19 protein-coding genes are annotated in these 15,009 nt (G+C 44.8%); 5 read left to right on the plus strand and 14 right to left on the minus strand.

All coding sequences use genetic code 11. The features are described from left to right. Window positions 1-97 precede the first annotated feature (97 nt). On the plus strand, window positions 98-448 hold the full coding sequence (locus ACQY1X_RS09095; protein WP_002793181.1) for a hypothetical protein: 351 nt from the start codon (window positions 98-100) through the stop codon (window positions 446-448). Here the strand turns inward: ACQY1X_RS09095 and ACQY1X_RS09100 are convergent, their stop codons facing one another. From ACQY1X_RS09100 to ACQY1X_RS09165, 14 genes are all read right to left on the minus strand, one after another. Further along, window positions 449-1,018 carry an ExbD/TolR family protein gene (locus ACQY1X_RS09100; RefSeq protein WP_002800076.1) on the minus strand — a complete coding sequence of 190 codons (570 nt, stop codon included), beginning with the start codon at window positions 1,016-1,018 and terminating at the stop codon, window positions 449-451. An 18-nt stretch (window positions 1,019-1,036) separates the two neighbouring features. Beyond that, the gene (locus tag ACQY1X_RS09105; RefSeq protein WP_430014658.1) at window positions 1,037-1,675 is read right to left on the minus strand and encodes a MotA/TolQ/ExbB proton channel family protein; all 639 of its coding nucleotides are present in this window, start codon (window positions 1,673-1,675) and stop codon (window positions 1,037-1,039) included. A gap of 354 nt (window positions 1,676-2,029) precedes the next feature. Continuing rightward, entirely contained in the window at window positions 2,030-2,977 is a 948-nt protein-coding gene (locus tag ACQY1X_RS09110; RefSeq protein WP_002739849.1) for a F0F1 ATP synthase subunit gamma, read from the minus strand. A gap of 265 nt (window positions 2,978-3,242) precedes the next feature. Further along, window positions 3,243-4,751, minus strand: coding sequence for a F0F1 ATP synthase subunit alpha (gene atpA / locus ACQY1X_RS09115; protein WP_110578666.1), 1,509 nt, complete (start codon window positions 4,749-4,751; stop codon window positions 3,243-3,245). A 69-nt stretch (window positions 4,752-4,820) separates the two neighbouring features. Next, a complete protein-coding gene (gene atpH, locus ACQY1X_RS09120) occupies window positions 4,821-5,369 on the minus strand; it encodes an ATP synthase F1 subunit delta (RefSeq protein ID WP_002739761.1) in 549 nt (182 codons plus the stop codon). After that, entirely contained in the window at window positions 5,370-5,912 is a 543-nt protein-coding gene (locus tag ACQY1X_RS09125; protein WP_002740013.1) for a F0F1 ATP synthase subunit B, read from the minus strand. 119 nt (window positions 5,913-6,031) lie between these two features. Next, on the minus strand, window positions 6,032-6,463 hold the full coding sequence (locus ACQY1X_RS09130) for a F0F1 ATP synthase subunit B' (protein WP_002740070.1): 432 nt from the start codon (window positions 6,461-6,463) through the stop codon (window positions 6,032-6,034). 230 nt (window positions 6,464-6,693) lie between these two features. Further along, a complete protein-coding gene (gene atpE / locus ACQY1X_RS09135; protein WP_002740068.1) occupies window positions 6,694-6,939 on the minus strand; it encodes an ATP synthase F0 subunit C in 246 nt (81 codons plus the stop codon). A 230-nt stretch (window positions 6,940-7,169) separates the two neighbouring features. Continuing rightward, a complete protein-coding gene (gene atpB / locus ACQY1X_RS09140) occupies window positions 7,170-7,919 on the minus strand; it encodes a F0F1 ATP synthase subunit A (RefSeq protein WP_002739857.1) in 750 nt (249 codons plus the stop codon). A gap of 58 nt (window positions 7,920-7,977) precedes the next feature. Then, window positions 7,978-8,340 (minus strand): ATP synthase subunit I, encoded by a 363-nt coding sequence (locus ACQY1X_RS09145; RefSeq protein ID WP_043998263.1) that lies wholly within the window; start codon window positions 8,338-8,340, stop codon window positions 7,978-7,980. A 319-nt stretch (window positions 8,341-8,659) separates the two neighbouring features. Then, window positions 8,660-9,448 carry an ion transporter gene (locus tag ACQY1X_RS09150; RefSeq protein ID WP_430015615.1) on the minus strand — a complete coding sequence of 263 codons (789 nt, stop codon included), beginning with the start codon at window positions 9,446-9,448 and terminating at the stop codon, window positions 8,660-8,662. Between the two features lie 79 nt (window positions 9,449-9,527). Further along, complete coding sequence (locus tag ACQY1X_RS09155) at window positions 9,528-10,445, minus strand: NAD(+) kinase (protein ID WP_002750056.1); 918 nt, start codon at window positions 10,443-10,445, stop codon at window positions 9,528-9,530. A gap of 23 nt (window positions 10,446-10,468) precedes the next feature. Then, complete coding sequence (locus ACQY1X_RS09160) at window positions 10,469-11,446, minus strand: SDR family oxidoreductase (RefSeq protein WP_430015616.1); 978 nt, start codon at window positions 11,444-11,446, stop codon at window positions 10,469-10,471. 65 nt (window positions 11,447-11,511) lie between these two features. After that, window positions 11,512-12,399, minus strand: coding sequence for a S66 peptidase family protein (locus ACQY1X_RS09165; protein ID WP_430015617.1), 888 nt, complete (start codon window positions 12,397-12,399; stop codon window positions 11,512-11,514). 40 nt (window positions 12,400-12,439) lie between these two features. Here ACQY1X_RS09165 and ACQY1X_RS09170 point away from each other — a divergent pair, with 40 nt between their 5' ends. From ACQY1X_RS09170 to ACQY1X_RS09185, 4 genes are all read left to right on the plus strand, one after another. Next, window positions 12,440-13,276, plus strand: coding sequence for an Rpn family recombination-promoting nuclease/putative transposase (locus ACQY1X_RS09170; RefSeq protein ID WP_430014440.1), 837 nt, complete (start codon window positions 12,440-12,442; stop codon window positions 13,274-13,276). Between the two features lie 53 nt (window positions 13,277-13,329). Next, complete coding sequence (locus ACQY1X_RS09175) at window positions 13,330-13,566, plus strand: hypothetical protein (protein WP_123231002.1); 237 nt, start codon at window positions 13,330-13,332, stop codon at window positions 13,564-13,566. 96 nt (window positions 13,567-13,662) lie between these two features. Next, window positions 13,663-14,499, plus strand: a complete 837-nt coding sequence (locus ACQY1X_RS09180; protein WP_430015618.1) for an Rpn family recombination-promoting nuclease/putative transposase — start codon at window positions 13,663-13,665, stop codon at window positions 14,497-14,499. A gap of 296 nt (window positions 14,500-14,795) precedes the next feature. Then, window positions 14,796-14,996 carry a hypothetical protein gene (locus ACQY1X_RS09185; protein WP_002739871.1) on the plus strand — a complete coding sequence of 67 codons (201 nt, stop codon included), beginning with the start codon at window positions 14,796-14,798 and terminating at the stop codon, window positions 14,994-14,996. Window positions 14,997-15,009: the final 13 nt, after the last annotated feature.

Below are 15,009 nucleotides of genomic sequence, written 5' to 3' on the forward strand. Positions count from 1 at the left end.
CAGTAAAGGAATCGTTAAATCAATCATAAATTGTCATAGTCCATTTCCTCCAGAGCCTAGCATAGAGGGGAAGCCTCCTTTATACCCAGGTAATTGCATGAATGGACTACAACAACAGATTATCAGTCTTGATCGGAAAGTCGATCATCTACAGGATATTGTCGAGAGCCTCAGCCGGCAAATTGCTATCCTAGCTGGGGATAAATCGAGTCGTTCTCCGCGTGAATCTTTGGAAATGGTCGGTTTTTCCGAGTTATCCGATAATAGCCTCTACGATCATAAAGATATTCTCCGAGATCACGGTGGCAAACAATCCCCGGCTGTCAATGGAGAAAATTCTTTTTCCGATGAAATCCAAATTCGCCGATTAACGGCACAATTGACGGCGGCCTACAATCGCATTGCAGCTCTCGAAGAACAATTACTCAGCTATCGCATCCATTCCTAGTTAATTTCTGCCCAGAGGATTGGGTAAACCGGGTGAGGTGGGATTAGTCGGCAAATTGGGCAAAGGATTGCTATTTTCCAGGGTGGGATTGTTAGCCTCCCCCGATAGAGTCGCTAAAGCCACGCGATCGCCGCCCACCTGTCGCAGCAGGTCTAAAACCCCTACCACTTCGTTATAACTGGCATTTCTGGAGGCATTCAGTACCATCAGTCCATTGGGACTATATTGATGATAATTCTTGATTGCCTCGAATAACTGGGGGCGAGTCACCATCTGTTTTTCGACGTAGAGTTGCCCGAAATCATCGAGACTAACCACCAACATTTCCCGCATCGGGGTGGTGGCGGTACTAGCTTTCGGTAAATCAAGACTGATAGCTTGTTGGCGAGATAATCCCACTGCACCGAGAATAAAGAAGGTGAGAATACAGAAAATTACATCGATCAAGGGAATGATGTTAACCTGCACATCCTCTTGAATGCGGTGTTGATCATGCCATAATTTCAGGGGACGAGCCGTAATATGGCTACTTTTGGGCTTTTTGTGGTTAAGAGATTTAGTTTCGGCCATGGGTTATAGGGGGGAGACTTAGCGATCGAGGGGTTTTTCTAGGTTAGCACTGAGGGAGTATTGTTGGTCTTCTCTATCTAACCAACGTTGACGGTAGATAATTTCTAAATCACTGCCGGCCTTGCGAAAAATTCTAGCTTGATTGAACCAGAGTCCCTGAAAAATACGATAGAAAGCGAGGCTAAAGATAGCGACAATTAAGCCGGTAGCGGTGGAAATTAAAGCTTCACTAATACCTAAAGTTACTCCGGCTGTGGAGGAAGTTCCCAGGTCACTCAGTTGAATATTGGCCAAAGAGGTAATTAAACCGAGTACCGTCCCTAATAATCCTAGCAGGGGAGAAAGGGCGATGACTGCCTCAAGGATTTTATCGCCCCGTTTCATTAGGGATAATTGTTCATCGGCAGCCGATTCGAGGGCAAAGTGAAAAACCTCTGGATCTGGATTTTCTAAGCGCAGGGGTGCGTAGAGATAGCTACCGATGGGGTGATTGCGGGAATCCCTAGCGACTTTTGCCGCTAAGTCCCAGTTACGGGTGGCCGATTCCATAATCCGATTTAAAATCTGGCCTTCACTGAGGAGGGTGCGACTCCAAAACCAAATTCGTTCGATAATAGTGCTAAGAGCTAAAATAGACAGAAAAAGCAGCGGCCACATGGCCACTCCGCCTTTTTGGATTAAATCAGTTATATTCACGAGTTGTTTTGTTCCTCCAATACCGGGCGATCGGGTAATGATTATAGTTTAAGGATTATAGTTTAAGATCTAGCTTAATCGATTGACATTTATAGTTCTCACGCTGACTTACAATACAGGATGATATGGGGCTTTTCAAGGGGCCAGAAGATATCAGAAAAGGGATTGCCCTGACTCTATTTGAACCTAATTCGGGCCAGAGAAGTCTAAACCACGGTTATCTAACCGTCCCTACTTTTTGCCGCAAACCCTATATAAAAAAAGGAGTGAAAATAATCACTCCTACTGATAATCAAAAGAAAAACTGGCTTAAATCTAGAGAGCGTTTGCCCCCGCTACTACTTCTAACAATTCTTGGGTAATAGCGGCTTGACGCGCTTTGTTGTAGGTACGGCTTAAAGTCCCAATTAACTCGCTGGCGTTCTCGCTGGCGTTACTCATCGCCGTCATCCGGGCTGCTAATTCACTAGCTGCCGATTCCTGGAGGGCGCGCAGTAATTGGTTATTTAAGTACAAAGGTAGGAGAGAATCGAGGATTTGGACCGGATTCTGCTCAAAAATCATGTCTTGGGGAAAAACCTGCGCTGGTTGGCTGGCCATTTTTTCCCGTTGTACCTTAAATTTTCCCTCTTTAGTCACCAAACGGAAAATCTCGTCATCCTGTACCGCTAAACCTTGGGTAGTTAAAGGTAACAGGGTTTGAATCACCGGAGTGGCACTGATCAAGGAGATAAAACGAGTATAAACCAACTCGACGCGATCAACTGTTTCCGATAAAAATAAGGAAAGCAATTCATCCCCAATAGTGCCAGCTTCATCAGCAGTGGGAATCTGTTCGAGGTTAATAAATTTAGCGGCAATGGGAGCATTGCGGCGCTCGAAATACTGTGCCGCTTTCCGGCCGGCAATAACTAATTGATAGTTAATCCCTTGCTCTTTTAATTCATTCATCCGTTGTTCGGCACGACGGATGACGTTAGTATTATAACCGCCACAAAGGCCTCGATCTCCTGTGACTACCAACAGAGCCACGGTTTTTACTTCCCGTTGGGCCAGCAGGGGTAAATTAACATCACTAAAGGCTAAACGACCTTGAAGATTATAAAGTACCTGAGCGAGGGCATCGGCAAAAGGACGGGTACAGAGAACTTGTTCTTGGGCGCGGCGCACTTTTGCTGCCGCCACCAGACGCATGGCCTCAGTAATTTTTTTGGTATTTTTGACCGATTGAATTTGGTCGCGAATCGCTTTGAGATTAGGCATAATTCAGTTATCAGTTATCAGTTATCAGTTATCAGTTATCAGTCATCAGTTATCAGTTATCAGTCATCAGTCATCAGTTATCAGATTGGAGTTTTAAGTGAGCAGTATGTGTTAAGTGAGCAGTATTAAATAGCAGTTTCTTGCCATCTTTTCACTGTTTACCGCTCACTGTTTACCGCTCACTGTTTACTGATCACTGTTTACTGATCACTGTTTACTGGTCACTGATAACTGAAAAGGCTGACAGCTTAAAGCTCACAGAAGTTTACTTGAAAGCCTGTTTGTACTCGTTGATGCCATCTTTGAGCAGGCCTTCTGCTTCGTCGTTGAGTTGTTTTTCAGTGCTGACGATCTCAACGTAGCGAGGTTTGCTGGTTTTCAGGTATTCGCGTAAACCGGCGCAGAAATCGATAACTTTATCGGTGGCGATATCGTCGAGATAACCGTTTAAACCGGCATAAACCACCGCCACCTGTTCCCAAACGGAGAGGGGGAAGTTTTGGGGCTGTTTGAGGATTTGACGCAGACGTTGACCGCGAGCGAGTTGTGCTTGGGTGGCCGCATCAAGGTCAGAAGCGAATTGAGCAAAAGCTTCTAATTCGTCAAACTGGGCTAATTCGAGTTTTAATTTACCAGCAACTTTCTTCATTGCTTTCGTTTGGGCCGCCGAACCCACGCGGGATACGGAAATACCAGCGTTAATCGCGGGACGGAAACCAGCGTTAAAGAGGTCGGTGGAGAGGAATATCTGACCGTCAGTAATCGAAATTACGTTGGTGGGAATGTAGGCAGAAACGTCACCGGCTTGGGTTTCGATAATCGGCAGGGCGGTCATGCTGCCACCACCGAGGGCATCGCTGAGTTTAGCGGCACGTTCTAGTAAACGGGAGTGGAGATAGAAAACGTCGCCGGGGTAAGCTTCCCGACCGGGAGGACGACGCATGAGCAGGGATAGCTGACGATAAGCTTGAGCCTGTTTGGTGAGGTCATCATAGATAACTAGGGTCGCTTTGCCTTTATACATGAAGTATTCGGCGATCGAAGCTCCGGTATAGGGGGCGATATACTGGAGGGTGGCGGGGTCGTTAGCGTTAGCGGCCACCACCACGGTGTAATCCATGGCGCCTCTTTGGGTGAGGGTGTCGATTACTTGGGCGACGGTGGAGGCTTTTTGACCGATGGCGACATAGACACAGATCACGTCTTCGCTTTTCTGGTTAATGATTGTGTCAATGGCGATCGCTGTTTTACCAGTTTTTCTGTCACCGATAATTAACTCCCGTTGACCACGACCGACGGGAATCATGGCATCGATAGCGGTGATGCCGGTTTGCATCGGTTCACAGACGGATTTGCGAGCGACAATACCGGGGGCGGGGGATTCCACCAGACGGGTTTCGCTGGCGAGGATGTCTCCTTTCCCGTCGATGGGACGACCGAGAGCATCAACCACGCGGCCGACTAAGGCGTCACCCACGGGAACCTGAGCGATTTTACCGGTAGCTTTCACCGTACCGCCTTCTTTAATCCCGAAACCGTCACCCATTAACACCGCGCCGACGTTATCTTCTTCGAGGTTAAGGGCGATGCCGACGGTTCCATCTTCAAATTCTAATAGTTCTCCCGACATGGCCTGTTGTAGGCCGTAGATGCGGGCAGTACCGTCACCCACTTGCAGGACGGTTCCCACGTTGGAGACCTGTACTTCTTGGTTATAGGATTCGATCTGTTGACGAATAATCGTGCTAATTTCGTCGGGTCTGATAGCTACCATAGTTTAATCTGGGAAAAAGTAAAAAATTAAGAAGGTGAAAAAACGGCAAAAAAGGGAGATTAGATGACCTTAGCGCAGGGAGAGGCTGAGGCGTTGTAGTTGACCGCGAATGCTGGCATCAAAGACCTGAGAACCGACTTTGATCACCACACCACCGATTAGGCTGCCATCAACTTTGGTTTTCAGTTCGACCACGTTCGCCCCGGTCAGGGTTTTCACTTTGTCGATGACGATTTGTTTTTGGCTATCGTTCAATTCGGTGGCCGAGGAAACTTCCGCTAAAACGGTGTTAGTCAGCACTCTAGCCAGGGTGAGATATTGTTGACAAACGGGTTCTAAAAATTGAATCCGACGTTTATCGACTAATAACATCATGAAGTTAGTTAAATAGGGATTGGCATTGGTCCCCATTACTTGGGAAAGAACGGCTTTTTTAGCTTCTTCTTTGATGACGGGATTGCCGATAAAAGCTCTTAGATCGGGAGCATTTTCCAACAATTCTAAGAGGGATTTAATTTCGCCGCCGATCGCTTCTAATTGTCCGCTGCTTTGGGCGACGGAAAGTAATGCTTGGGCGTAGGGTTCGGCTATTTCTGAACTGATTAAACTTCCCTGCATCTATTTACCTCCTAGGTTGGCCAAACTGCGATCAATTAGGGTTTGTTGTACCGATTCTTCCAGGCCGGCGCTTAACTGGGATTCCACGTTAGCTAAGGCTAAAGCGGTAATTCTTTGGCGTAATTCTACTAAAACGCGATCCTGTTCTGCCGAGAGATCTTTAGCGGCACTTTCGCGCATTCTTTGAATATCGAGTTCGGCTTGGGCGGCGATGTCGGCGGTGACAGTTTTAGCTCTAGATCGAGCGTTATTGATAATTTTTTCCGCTTCTTGTTTTGCTAGGGCGAGTTTTTTCTGTTCTTCGGCGAGGGCGGTAGCGGCAATATTTTTCCGGTCTTCAGCTTCGGCTAAAGCTTCAGCAATCTTCGACTGACGTTCTCCGAGGATTTGTCCGAGAACTTTGCGGCCGTAGAAGATGACTAAACCGAGCAGAATTGAGAGGTTAAATAGGTTAGTTCCTAGGATATCGGTATTGATGCCGAATCCTTCTGCTGCCGCTTCCTTCGCCTCCGTGGCTAATAATAAAACTGTGTCGATGATCATGATTATTGAGGGCGGGGAGTAGGTTATTCAGTTATCAGTTATTAGTTATCAGTCTTCTAACTTCTGACGACTGAGTTCTATCTTTTTACTGATCACTGTTATTAACCAAGGGCTGGGGTTTAGCGAACGAGTTCGGGGCCGAGGAGTTTTTCGAGAATTTGACGGGAAAGAGAGGCCACTTGTCCTTCTAGAGAACGAAAGGCTTCTTCTTTCTGTTGGGCAATTTCGGCGGCGACGGCTTCTTTACGAGCGATCGCTTCTTTTTGGGCTGCGGCAACTCGTTCGCTGGCTAGTTTTTGGGCCTCAGCTTGCGCTTGGGCGATAATCTCTTGGGATTGTTTACGAGCCGAAGTTAATTGCAATTCGTACTCTTGTACCAGTGCTTCGGTTTTGGCTAGTTGTTCTTTGGCTCCGCCTTCCGTTTGCCGAATATACTCCGCCCGTTCATCTAAAACTTTACTGAGGGGTTTATAAAAAACGGCGTTCAGGATCACTGCCAAAAGAATAAACTGTAGTGCCATCACTGGCAGGGTGGCATCGAAATCAAACATTGATTTATTCCTAATAAATAGAAGCTATAGACAGGTTCAAAAAAGGAAGATGATCCCCCTGCTTTAACAATAAACAGTCAGGGGGAATCACTAAAATTCCCTTAATTAGCTATCAGCCTTCCGTCCCAAAAACCAGATTTTTTAGTGGGCTGCTTTGGCGTTTTTTAAGAGTTTTTAAAACTCTGCTGCCAAGCTGGGGACTGGGGGCTGATAGCCCACTGCTTTTTTAATTAGGCGAAGGGGTTAGCGAACAGTAAAACGAGAGCGATAACCAAACCGTAGATGGTTAAGGATTCCATGAATGCCAAGCTGAGGAGAAGGGTACCACGAATTCTTCCTTCAGCTTCGGGTTGACGGGCGATACCGGAAACAGCTTCTCCAGAAGCAGTACCTTGACCAACACCGGGGCCGATAGCGGCTAAACCAACGGCGAGGGCGGCGGCGATAACGGAAGCGGCAGCTACTGTGGGGTTCATGGTGATTTTTTCCTCTATTTACTAATCAATTTCAATCTGTTGTTTACAGAGCGCGTTCTCAGCCGTAAAAAATGGCTGGTTTTCTGCTCAAAACTCCCGAAAGAGTTTTTGGGAAAGAACGATCCTGGAATTCAGTTGCTCATCCTGAATTCGACCAATAATTTCTTAGTTATTATCCTATTATTTGGACACTTTTCCCTAAGAAATTTTTCTGTTTTCGTCCCTCGCTTTTAAGCGTGTTCTTCTTCGTGTTCCGATTCCAGTGCCTCATGGATATAGGCCCCGGCAAGGGTAGCGAAGACAAGGGCCTGGATAGCACTGGTAAATAAACCGAGAGCCATAAGGGGTAGGGGTACGACTAGGGGGACAAGGAAGACTAATACTGCTACTACCAACTCATCCGCGAGGATGTTTCCGAAAAGACGGAAGCTGAGGGAGAGGGGTTTGGTAAAGTCTTCTAAAATTTTGATCGGTAATAGCACGGGAATCGGCTCTAGGTAGTGAGCGAAGTAACCGAGTCCTTTTTTACTGATGCCCGCGTAGAAGTAAGCGAGGGAAGTCAGTAGGGCTAACGCCACCGTGGTATTGATGTCGTTAGTGGGAGCGGCTAATTCCCCTTCGGGCAGTTCGATTAACTTCCAAGGAATCAAGGCCCCTAACCAGTTAGAAACGAAAATAAATAAAAATAGGGTGCCGATGAAGGGCAACCAGGGTCGATATTCCTTTTCTCCTAGCTGGTTTTTGGCTAAATCGCGCAGAAATTCCAGAACGTACTCCATGAGGTTTTGAATACCGCTAGGGACTTTCTGGATTTTGCGGGTAGCGGCGATCGAGGCGATGATTAAGATAGCGAAGACGATCCAGGAGACCGCGATCACTTGCCCGTGAATTTTTAGTCCGCCGATGTGCCAGTACCAGTGTTGTCCCACTTCCAGGGAAGCGAGGCTATAAAAATTAAGCACACTTAAACTGTCTAACATTTCTACCTTGGGGAGATTCGGGTTCGCAAATCAGGGTTATTTTTAACGGTCAAAGGGTTTAGGAATCGCCTTTCTGCTCCAGCTTGAAGATGGTTTGCAGGGTATAGACGATGATCGCCCCTTTATAGGTCAAAAACCCCAAAAAAACTGGCACTATGTGCAGTTCTTGCCAACGACTGGCGATGATGATTAATCCGGCGAATAGGGCTAATCCTTTTTTTCCCACGCGATTTTTCGTTACCCCCAATTTTTCCACTTCCCCGGCCAGGAGTTTTAGGTAAACGACTCCCACCATTGCCCCTAGTAGGTAATTAAGGGCGGTATTGAGGGAATAAAACAAGCACACGGGGATAAAGATCAGACCGCTTAAGATCAGGGTGGTGATCAATAGGGTGTTTTGTAGTTGATAGTATTCCCGCATCGGATCTGACGGCGGGTTGGTTTCTGGGGTTGGGGGAGATTCGATCGATGGGTCAGACAAGGTACACCTAAATCAGCGATAGACTAATCTCAATATCTGGATTGCTTTCCCAGCTATGACGCTCAGGTAAGCCACAAGACATATTATCACGGCAGCGGCAACAATTATTAAGCAATTGTAAATTGTCATGATTCCGTCGGTCGTCGGTCGTTAGGAGTCAGGAGACAGGAGATTACTTTTTTTTATTATCCCCATTTCCCCACTTCCCCATTTCCCCATTTCCCCACTTCCCCATCTCCCCATTTCGCCAGAATTAGTCTCAATCAGGTCTTTTTAAGAGTTTTGCACCACAGTTTTTACAAAAATTGGCGTCTATATCGTGACGGGGTAAACCACAATCTGGACAAGGATAATCAGTTTGAGTGCCAGATTTTAATATTTGTTTAGTCAGAGTGCTAATTTGCAAGGGAATTAACAAAACTCCCGTTAAAATCATTAAAACTGTCACCATTTTGCCCCCATCAGAAAGAGGAGTCACATCCCCAAATCCCACGGTAGTCATAGTCACGACAGCAAAGTAAAAAGCATCAAAAAATGTCCGATAAACTTGGGGATTAATTGGGTGTTCGATCTGATAAATTAAACCAGCATAGACAAAAATAATCGAGAATAGAGTTAGTAATATGCGAGTAAATACTATCTGATCGGAAGTTTTAATTTGAAAAATAGAGAGATCGGAACCAAAAAAACGAATCACTCGCAAAATTCTAAACCAGCGAAAAATTCTAAAAAACCTAATATCAAAAAAACCAAAAAATAGAGGCAGGATTGATAATAAATCTAGGATGGAAAAAATATTAAAAACAAAGCCTAGTTTTGATTCCGCACACCAAAACCGAATTAAATACTCTAGGGAAAATAAGCTTAAAATTCCCCAATCAAGCTGACGTAACCACATTTGCCAAGTGGCGGATAAGGGATAGGTTTGAGCCACATAAATCCCCAACGAGAGTAAAATTAATGCTAGGATAAGCAGATTTACCGTCAGTCCGATCGCCGTGGTGACATCCTCTAAATAAAAAGCTATCTTGGCACGAAAAGAGAGCATAAATTCAGCTATCAGTAAACAGTAACTAGCAATCAATGAACTGAAAGCTCGCATCTGATAACTGATAACTGATAACTGATTAAGGTAATTCCACCGAAGTTGGTTTAGCAATATGAGGCAAACCCCAACCCAATTTTTCCCGAAGGATGCGGAAGAATTCCGTCGATTGCAGACGAATAAAATGGACTTGGTGGGGCGATTTCTGCACATTAATTCGATCTTCTGGCAAGATATAAGAACCGCCATTACCGTCCACTACCATCACCATCCGATTAGCAGTTGCTGGGAAAATATTTACAGTTTCCTTGTCAGAAAATACCAAGGATCTCGAAGCTAAAGAATGGGGACAAATGGGAGCTAATTGTAATACCGGCACATCGGGAGTTATTACCGGGCCACCGGCGCTGAGAGCATAGGCAGTAGAACCAGTAGGAGTGGAGAGAATCACCCCATCGGCAGCGATATCGACGGGTGCGTGTTCACCAATTTGAATCTCAAAATGACACATACTGGTGAGGGGTTCCCGGTGGACGACCACCTCATTGAGAGAAAGTGCCTCCCAGAGGAGGGTATCTTCGCGAAACAGTCGCACCGTGATCATCGAGCGATTTTCGATGGTGTATTTCCCCTCTAGAACCTGCTCTAAGGCGGGTTCAAGCTGATTTAGGTAAATTTCGGTCAAAAAGCCCATGTGTCCCGTATTGACCGTTAACAGGGGCAAATTAAGGGTGGCCAACTGCCGGGCTGCCGATAGGACTGTACCATCGCCCCCCAGCACGATCGCAAAACTTAAATCTTGCTCGAAGTGGGGGGGGACTAACTGATCGATCGGGGTAAAACAAACCGGACGAGAGGGTTTAGAATGGCCTAGCAGACCACCGCTGCCGGTAGCCATAAACACCTGGCAACCTAGGGAAAGTAGCTGATCTTGTATCTGATGGGCTGTTTTACAAGCGATAGGCTTAATATCGTTGTAAATAATGCCGATTTTGGGCATTGACAAATTTTCCTACTGCTGAATCACGCTTTCTTTTTGAAAGGAGTTTTCTTCTTCTTCTGAGCTTTTTGTTTCTCGAAGTCGATTTCCTTGAGCTTCTTGAGAATGCGGCTAAAGTATTCTTGTAAATAGGATTCTAAAGTAGTTGTTTGACTCGGATCAAGGCCAAATACTTGATAAACTTCTGCCATGGGGGCATCAAGAGCTTGATCACTAGCGAGAACTTCCGCAAAAGCTAGTCGGTCAGATATATTATAGGTCCATTGGAAACAACGGCTTATTCCTCGCATAAAACGCAGTAATCCCATGGGTAAACGCCAAATTTTCCCCTCTTTACCCGATAGGCGTTCGCAAACTTCGATAATTTCTTCAGCTTTCCAAGCTTTGCTGCCGACCACGGGATAGGATTGACCGACGGTTTCGGGGACTTCTAAAGCACGAACGGCGAATTTAGCGATATCTTGGGTGTCCATGTAGGCGATCGCTGTACTTTCCCCCGTGATCCAGACGGTTTGATTATCTAACATCGGGATGGCGTATTGACCGATTAAACCCTGCATAAAGCCACAGGGACGCAGAATTGTATATTTTAAACCCGATTCTGCTATAAATTTCTCGGTACAGCGTTTTATCTCCATCAAAGGCACGTTGGAATATCTTTCGGCATTGAGGATCGAAAAGAAAATAAAGCGATCAACTCCGGCGGTTTTAGCCGCTTGAATCAGATTAACTTTACCATCCCAATCCACCTGTTTAATGCTGGCTGAGTCCGTCGCCCGGGCTGTAGCGGCATCGATCACCGCGTCCATTCCCTCTAAAGCGGCAATAATGGTACTTTTATCCCGCAGGGTTCCCCCGACTAATTCCGCGCCCCATTCCTTCAAAAAAGCCGCTTTTCTCTGACTGCGTACCAAACAACGCACTTTATGTCCCTGATCGATGGCATGACGCACGATCTGTCGCCCTAGGGTTCCCGTCGCACCGACAACTAATACTTTCATCTATAATTAATTTTTTGTTACATTTGTTAACACTTCTCTAAGATACTATCAAAAAAGTGGATCATTTAGGGATAGAAAAATTCTAAGATTCCCCGATCCCCGTCCAGTTCTACCATTGTTCCCACTGGTAAAGCGGCATTATCGCCATCATGACCGAAAGGTAACTCAGCAATAACCGCAATGCCTAAATCGCCCAAACGCTCTTTTAAGACTTCCTCCACGGTTTGACTATCACTACCGGGAGCTGCCAGACAACGGCTAAAACGACCGAGAGCAATGGCTTTAATTTGGGAGAAAATGCCCAGCATTCGCCACTGAGTTAACATTCGATCGATCTGGTAGGGGGCCTCGGTTACGTCCTCTAGGGCTAAAATTACCCCCTCTAGGGTGGGTTGAACCGAGGTTCCGAGGAGATGGGTGGCTACGGTTAGATTGGCTGGTAATAAGCGTCCCCGCACTTTGCCCCCACCCCAACCTTGACCGATAAGAGGGGCTAAAGGACGACCTTCCAGAAGAGAAAAGAGGCGATCGATTGATTGGGGACTTTCTTGGGCTAAGGTGGTTAAAACTGGCCCGTGAACGCTACAGATGCCCTGTTTCGCTAAACTCCATAAAATCCCCGTCACGTCGGAAAAACCGATTAACCATTTCGGGTTAGTTTTTGCCCATGTCCAATTTTCCAAGAGGCGAGCGCTACCGTAACCCCCCCTAGCGCAGAGAATTGCTTGACAATCGTCATCTTGCCATGTTTGGGCTAAAGCTTGACGACGTTGCTCGTCGCTACCGGCGAGATAACCGAGACGATTCGACCAATTCTCGCTAAATTCCACTTGATAACCCCTTGATCGCCAGATTTCTACGCCTTTTTCGAGGGCGGCTAATTCCTTGACGGCTCCACTGGTGGCCACCAGAGAAACTTTAGCACCGGGTTGCAGAAACGATGGGATGATCATAGGCGGATTAAGCTGAAATTACAGGCAATTTTGTGGCAGTATGAAAACTGACAGCATATTCTATCGAATGTTTCTCGATTTTCCCGATTCGTTCTTTGAATTAATCGAACGACCCGATGCTAGGGTTAGCAATTATCGATTTACTTCCCAAGAAGTCAAACAACTAGCTTTTCGATTAGATGGTTTATTTTTGCCGCTCGATCATCTAGAAAATTCACCCTTTTATCTGGTAGAAGTGCAGTTTCAAAAGGATGAAGACCTATATTATCGATTATTTTCAGAACTTTTCCTGTATCTTAGACAGTATAAACCTTTGTCACCCTGGCAGATAGTTGTTATTTATCCCAGTCGAGAAATTGAGCGAGAACATCCCCAGCAATTTGCCGATTTTTTATCCCTAGCAAGGGTTAAAAGAATCTATCTGGATGAATTGCCAAATGACGAGACTCCTTCCTTAGCGATCGCTCTGATCAAATTGGTTACGGAAAGTGAGAGTCAAGCTGTTAATTCTGCTAAGATTTTAATTAAACAGGCTCAAAGAGAAGTCAGCGATCGCTTAGTGCAGAAAAATGTCATTGATTTAATCGAAACGATCATCATTTATAAATTACCCCAAAAAAGTCGAGAGGAAATAGAAGCTATGTTGGAACTACAAGACCTAAAACAAACTCGTTTCTATCAAGAAGCTTTTGAACAGGGAATTGAACAGGGAATTGAACAGGGAATTGAACAGGGAATTGAACAGGGAATAAACTTGCAAAAATTGAAAACAATTCCGCTACTGCAAGACCTCGGTTTAACCCCGCAACAAATCTCGGAACGCTTAGACTTTAATCTGGAAACAGTGCTTAACTATTTGGCACAACAGCAACAATAATCACACCTGTTTCAAAAGTCTAGAAAAACAGCAGTCGAGAGGAAATAGAAGCTATGTTGGAACTACAAGACCTAAAACAAACTCGTTTCTATCAAGAAGCTTTTGGAGATGGAATTGAACAGGGAATTGAACAGGGAATTGAACAGGGAATTGAACAGGGAATAAACTTGCAAAAATTGAAAACAATTTCTCTACTACAAGACCTCGGTTTAACCCCGCAACAAATCTCGGAACGCTTAGACTTGACTGTGGAAACAGTGCTTAACTATTTGGCACAACAGCAACAATAATCAAACCTGTTTCAACAATCTAGAAAAGCAGCAATTTCTAAGTAGTTGGCAAATGAATAGTAGTAAATGAGTGACCTTTAAGCTATCAGCGATGACATGAAAACTGACAGCATATTCTATCGAATGTTTCTCGATTTTCCCGATTCGTTCTTTGAATTAATCGCTCAACCCGATGCTAGGGTTAGCAATTATCGATTTACTTCCCAAGAAGTCAAGCAACTAGCTTTTCGATTAGATGGTTTATTTTTGCCGCTCGATAATCTGGAAAATTTGCCTTTTTATCTGGTAGAAGTGCAGTTTCAAAAGGATGAAGACCTATATTATCGATTATTTTCGGAACTTTTCTTGTATCTTAGACAGTATAAACCTTTGTCACCCTGGCAGATAGTTGTTATTTATCCCAGTCGAGAAATTGAGCGAGAACATCCCCAGCAATTTGCCGACTTGTTACCCTTGGACAGGGTTAGAAGAATCTATCTGGATGAATTGCCAAATGACGAGACTCCTTCCTTAGCGATCGCTATGGTCAAATTGGTTACGGAAAGTGAGAGTCAAGCCGTTAATTCTGCTAAGATTTTAATTAAACAGGCTCAAAGAGAAGTCAGCGATCGCTTAGTGCAGAGAAATGTCATTGATTTAATCGAAACGATAATCATTTATAAGTTACCCCAAAAAAGTCGAGAGGAAATAGAAGCTATGTTGGAACTACAAGACCTAAAACAAACTCGTTTCTATCAAGAAGCTTTTGAACAGGGAATTGAACAGGGAATTGAACAGGGAATTGAACAGGGAATTGAACAGGGAATAAACTTGCAAAAATTGAAAACAATTTCTCTACTGCAAGACCTCGGTTTAACCCCGCAACAAATCTCGGAACGATTAGACTTAACTCTGGACACAGTGCTTAACTATTTGGCACAACAGCAACAATAATCACACCTGTTTCAAAAGTCTATAAAAACAGCAGTTGCTAAGTAGTGAACAAATGGATGGTAGCGAATCAGTGACCTTTAACCTATCAGTGATAACTCGATGAATAACGACTTATTGACTTTTCTCTTTGGTGTTACCCTTCTCATTCTCTATCTAGTTTTTTCAGCTTTAACCGAGATGGGAACAAAATGGCCTTGGACAAAAAAATAAGAGAAATACTTATAGATGTGAATAAACATAAAATCGGGTCAGGGATTCGGTCATTGGAAAAATTCTATTCGCTCTACTGATAAAATATGAAACTAATTGGTGATATTTCCCCGAGCTTGGATTTATTCTTGTTGCTTTTTTTCTGGCATTGTCTCATCGGTGCCATTGCTACAGTCATCGCTATCAATAAAGGCTATCCAAGATTAAATTGGCTAATCTTCGGCCTTCTGGGAGGAACCTTTACCTTTTTTATCGCTCTTTTCCTGAAAAAAAAGCCCAAAATTTAAGGGATGATATTGC

It is taken from the genome of Microcystis protocystis FBCC-A270, from assembly GCF_050500235.1.
Lineage (GTDB): Bacteria > Cyanobacteriota > Cyanobacteriia > Cyanobacteriales > Microcystaceae > Microcystis > Microcystis ichthyoblabe_A.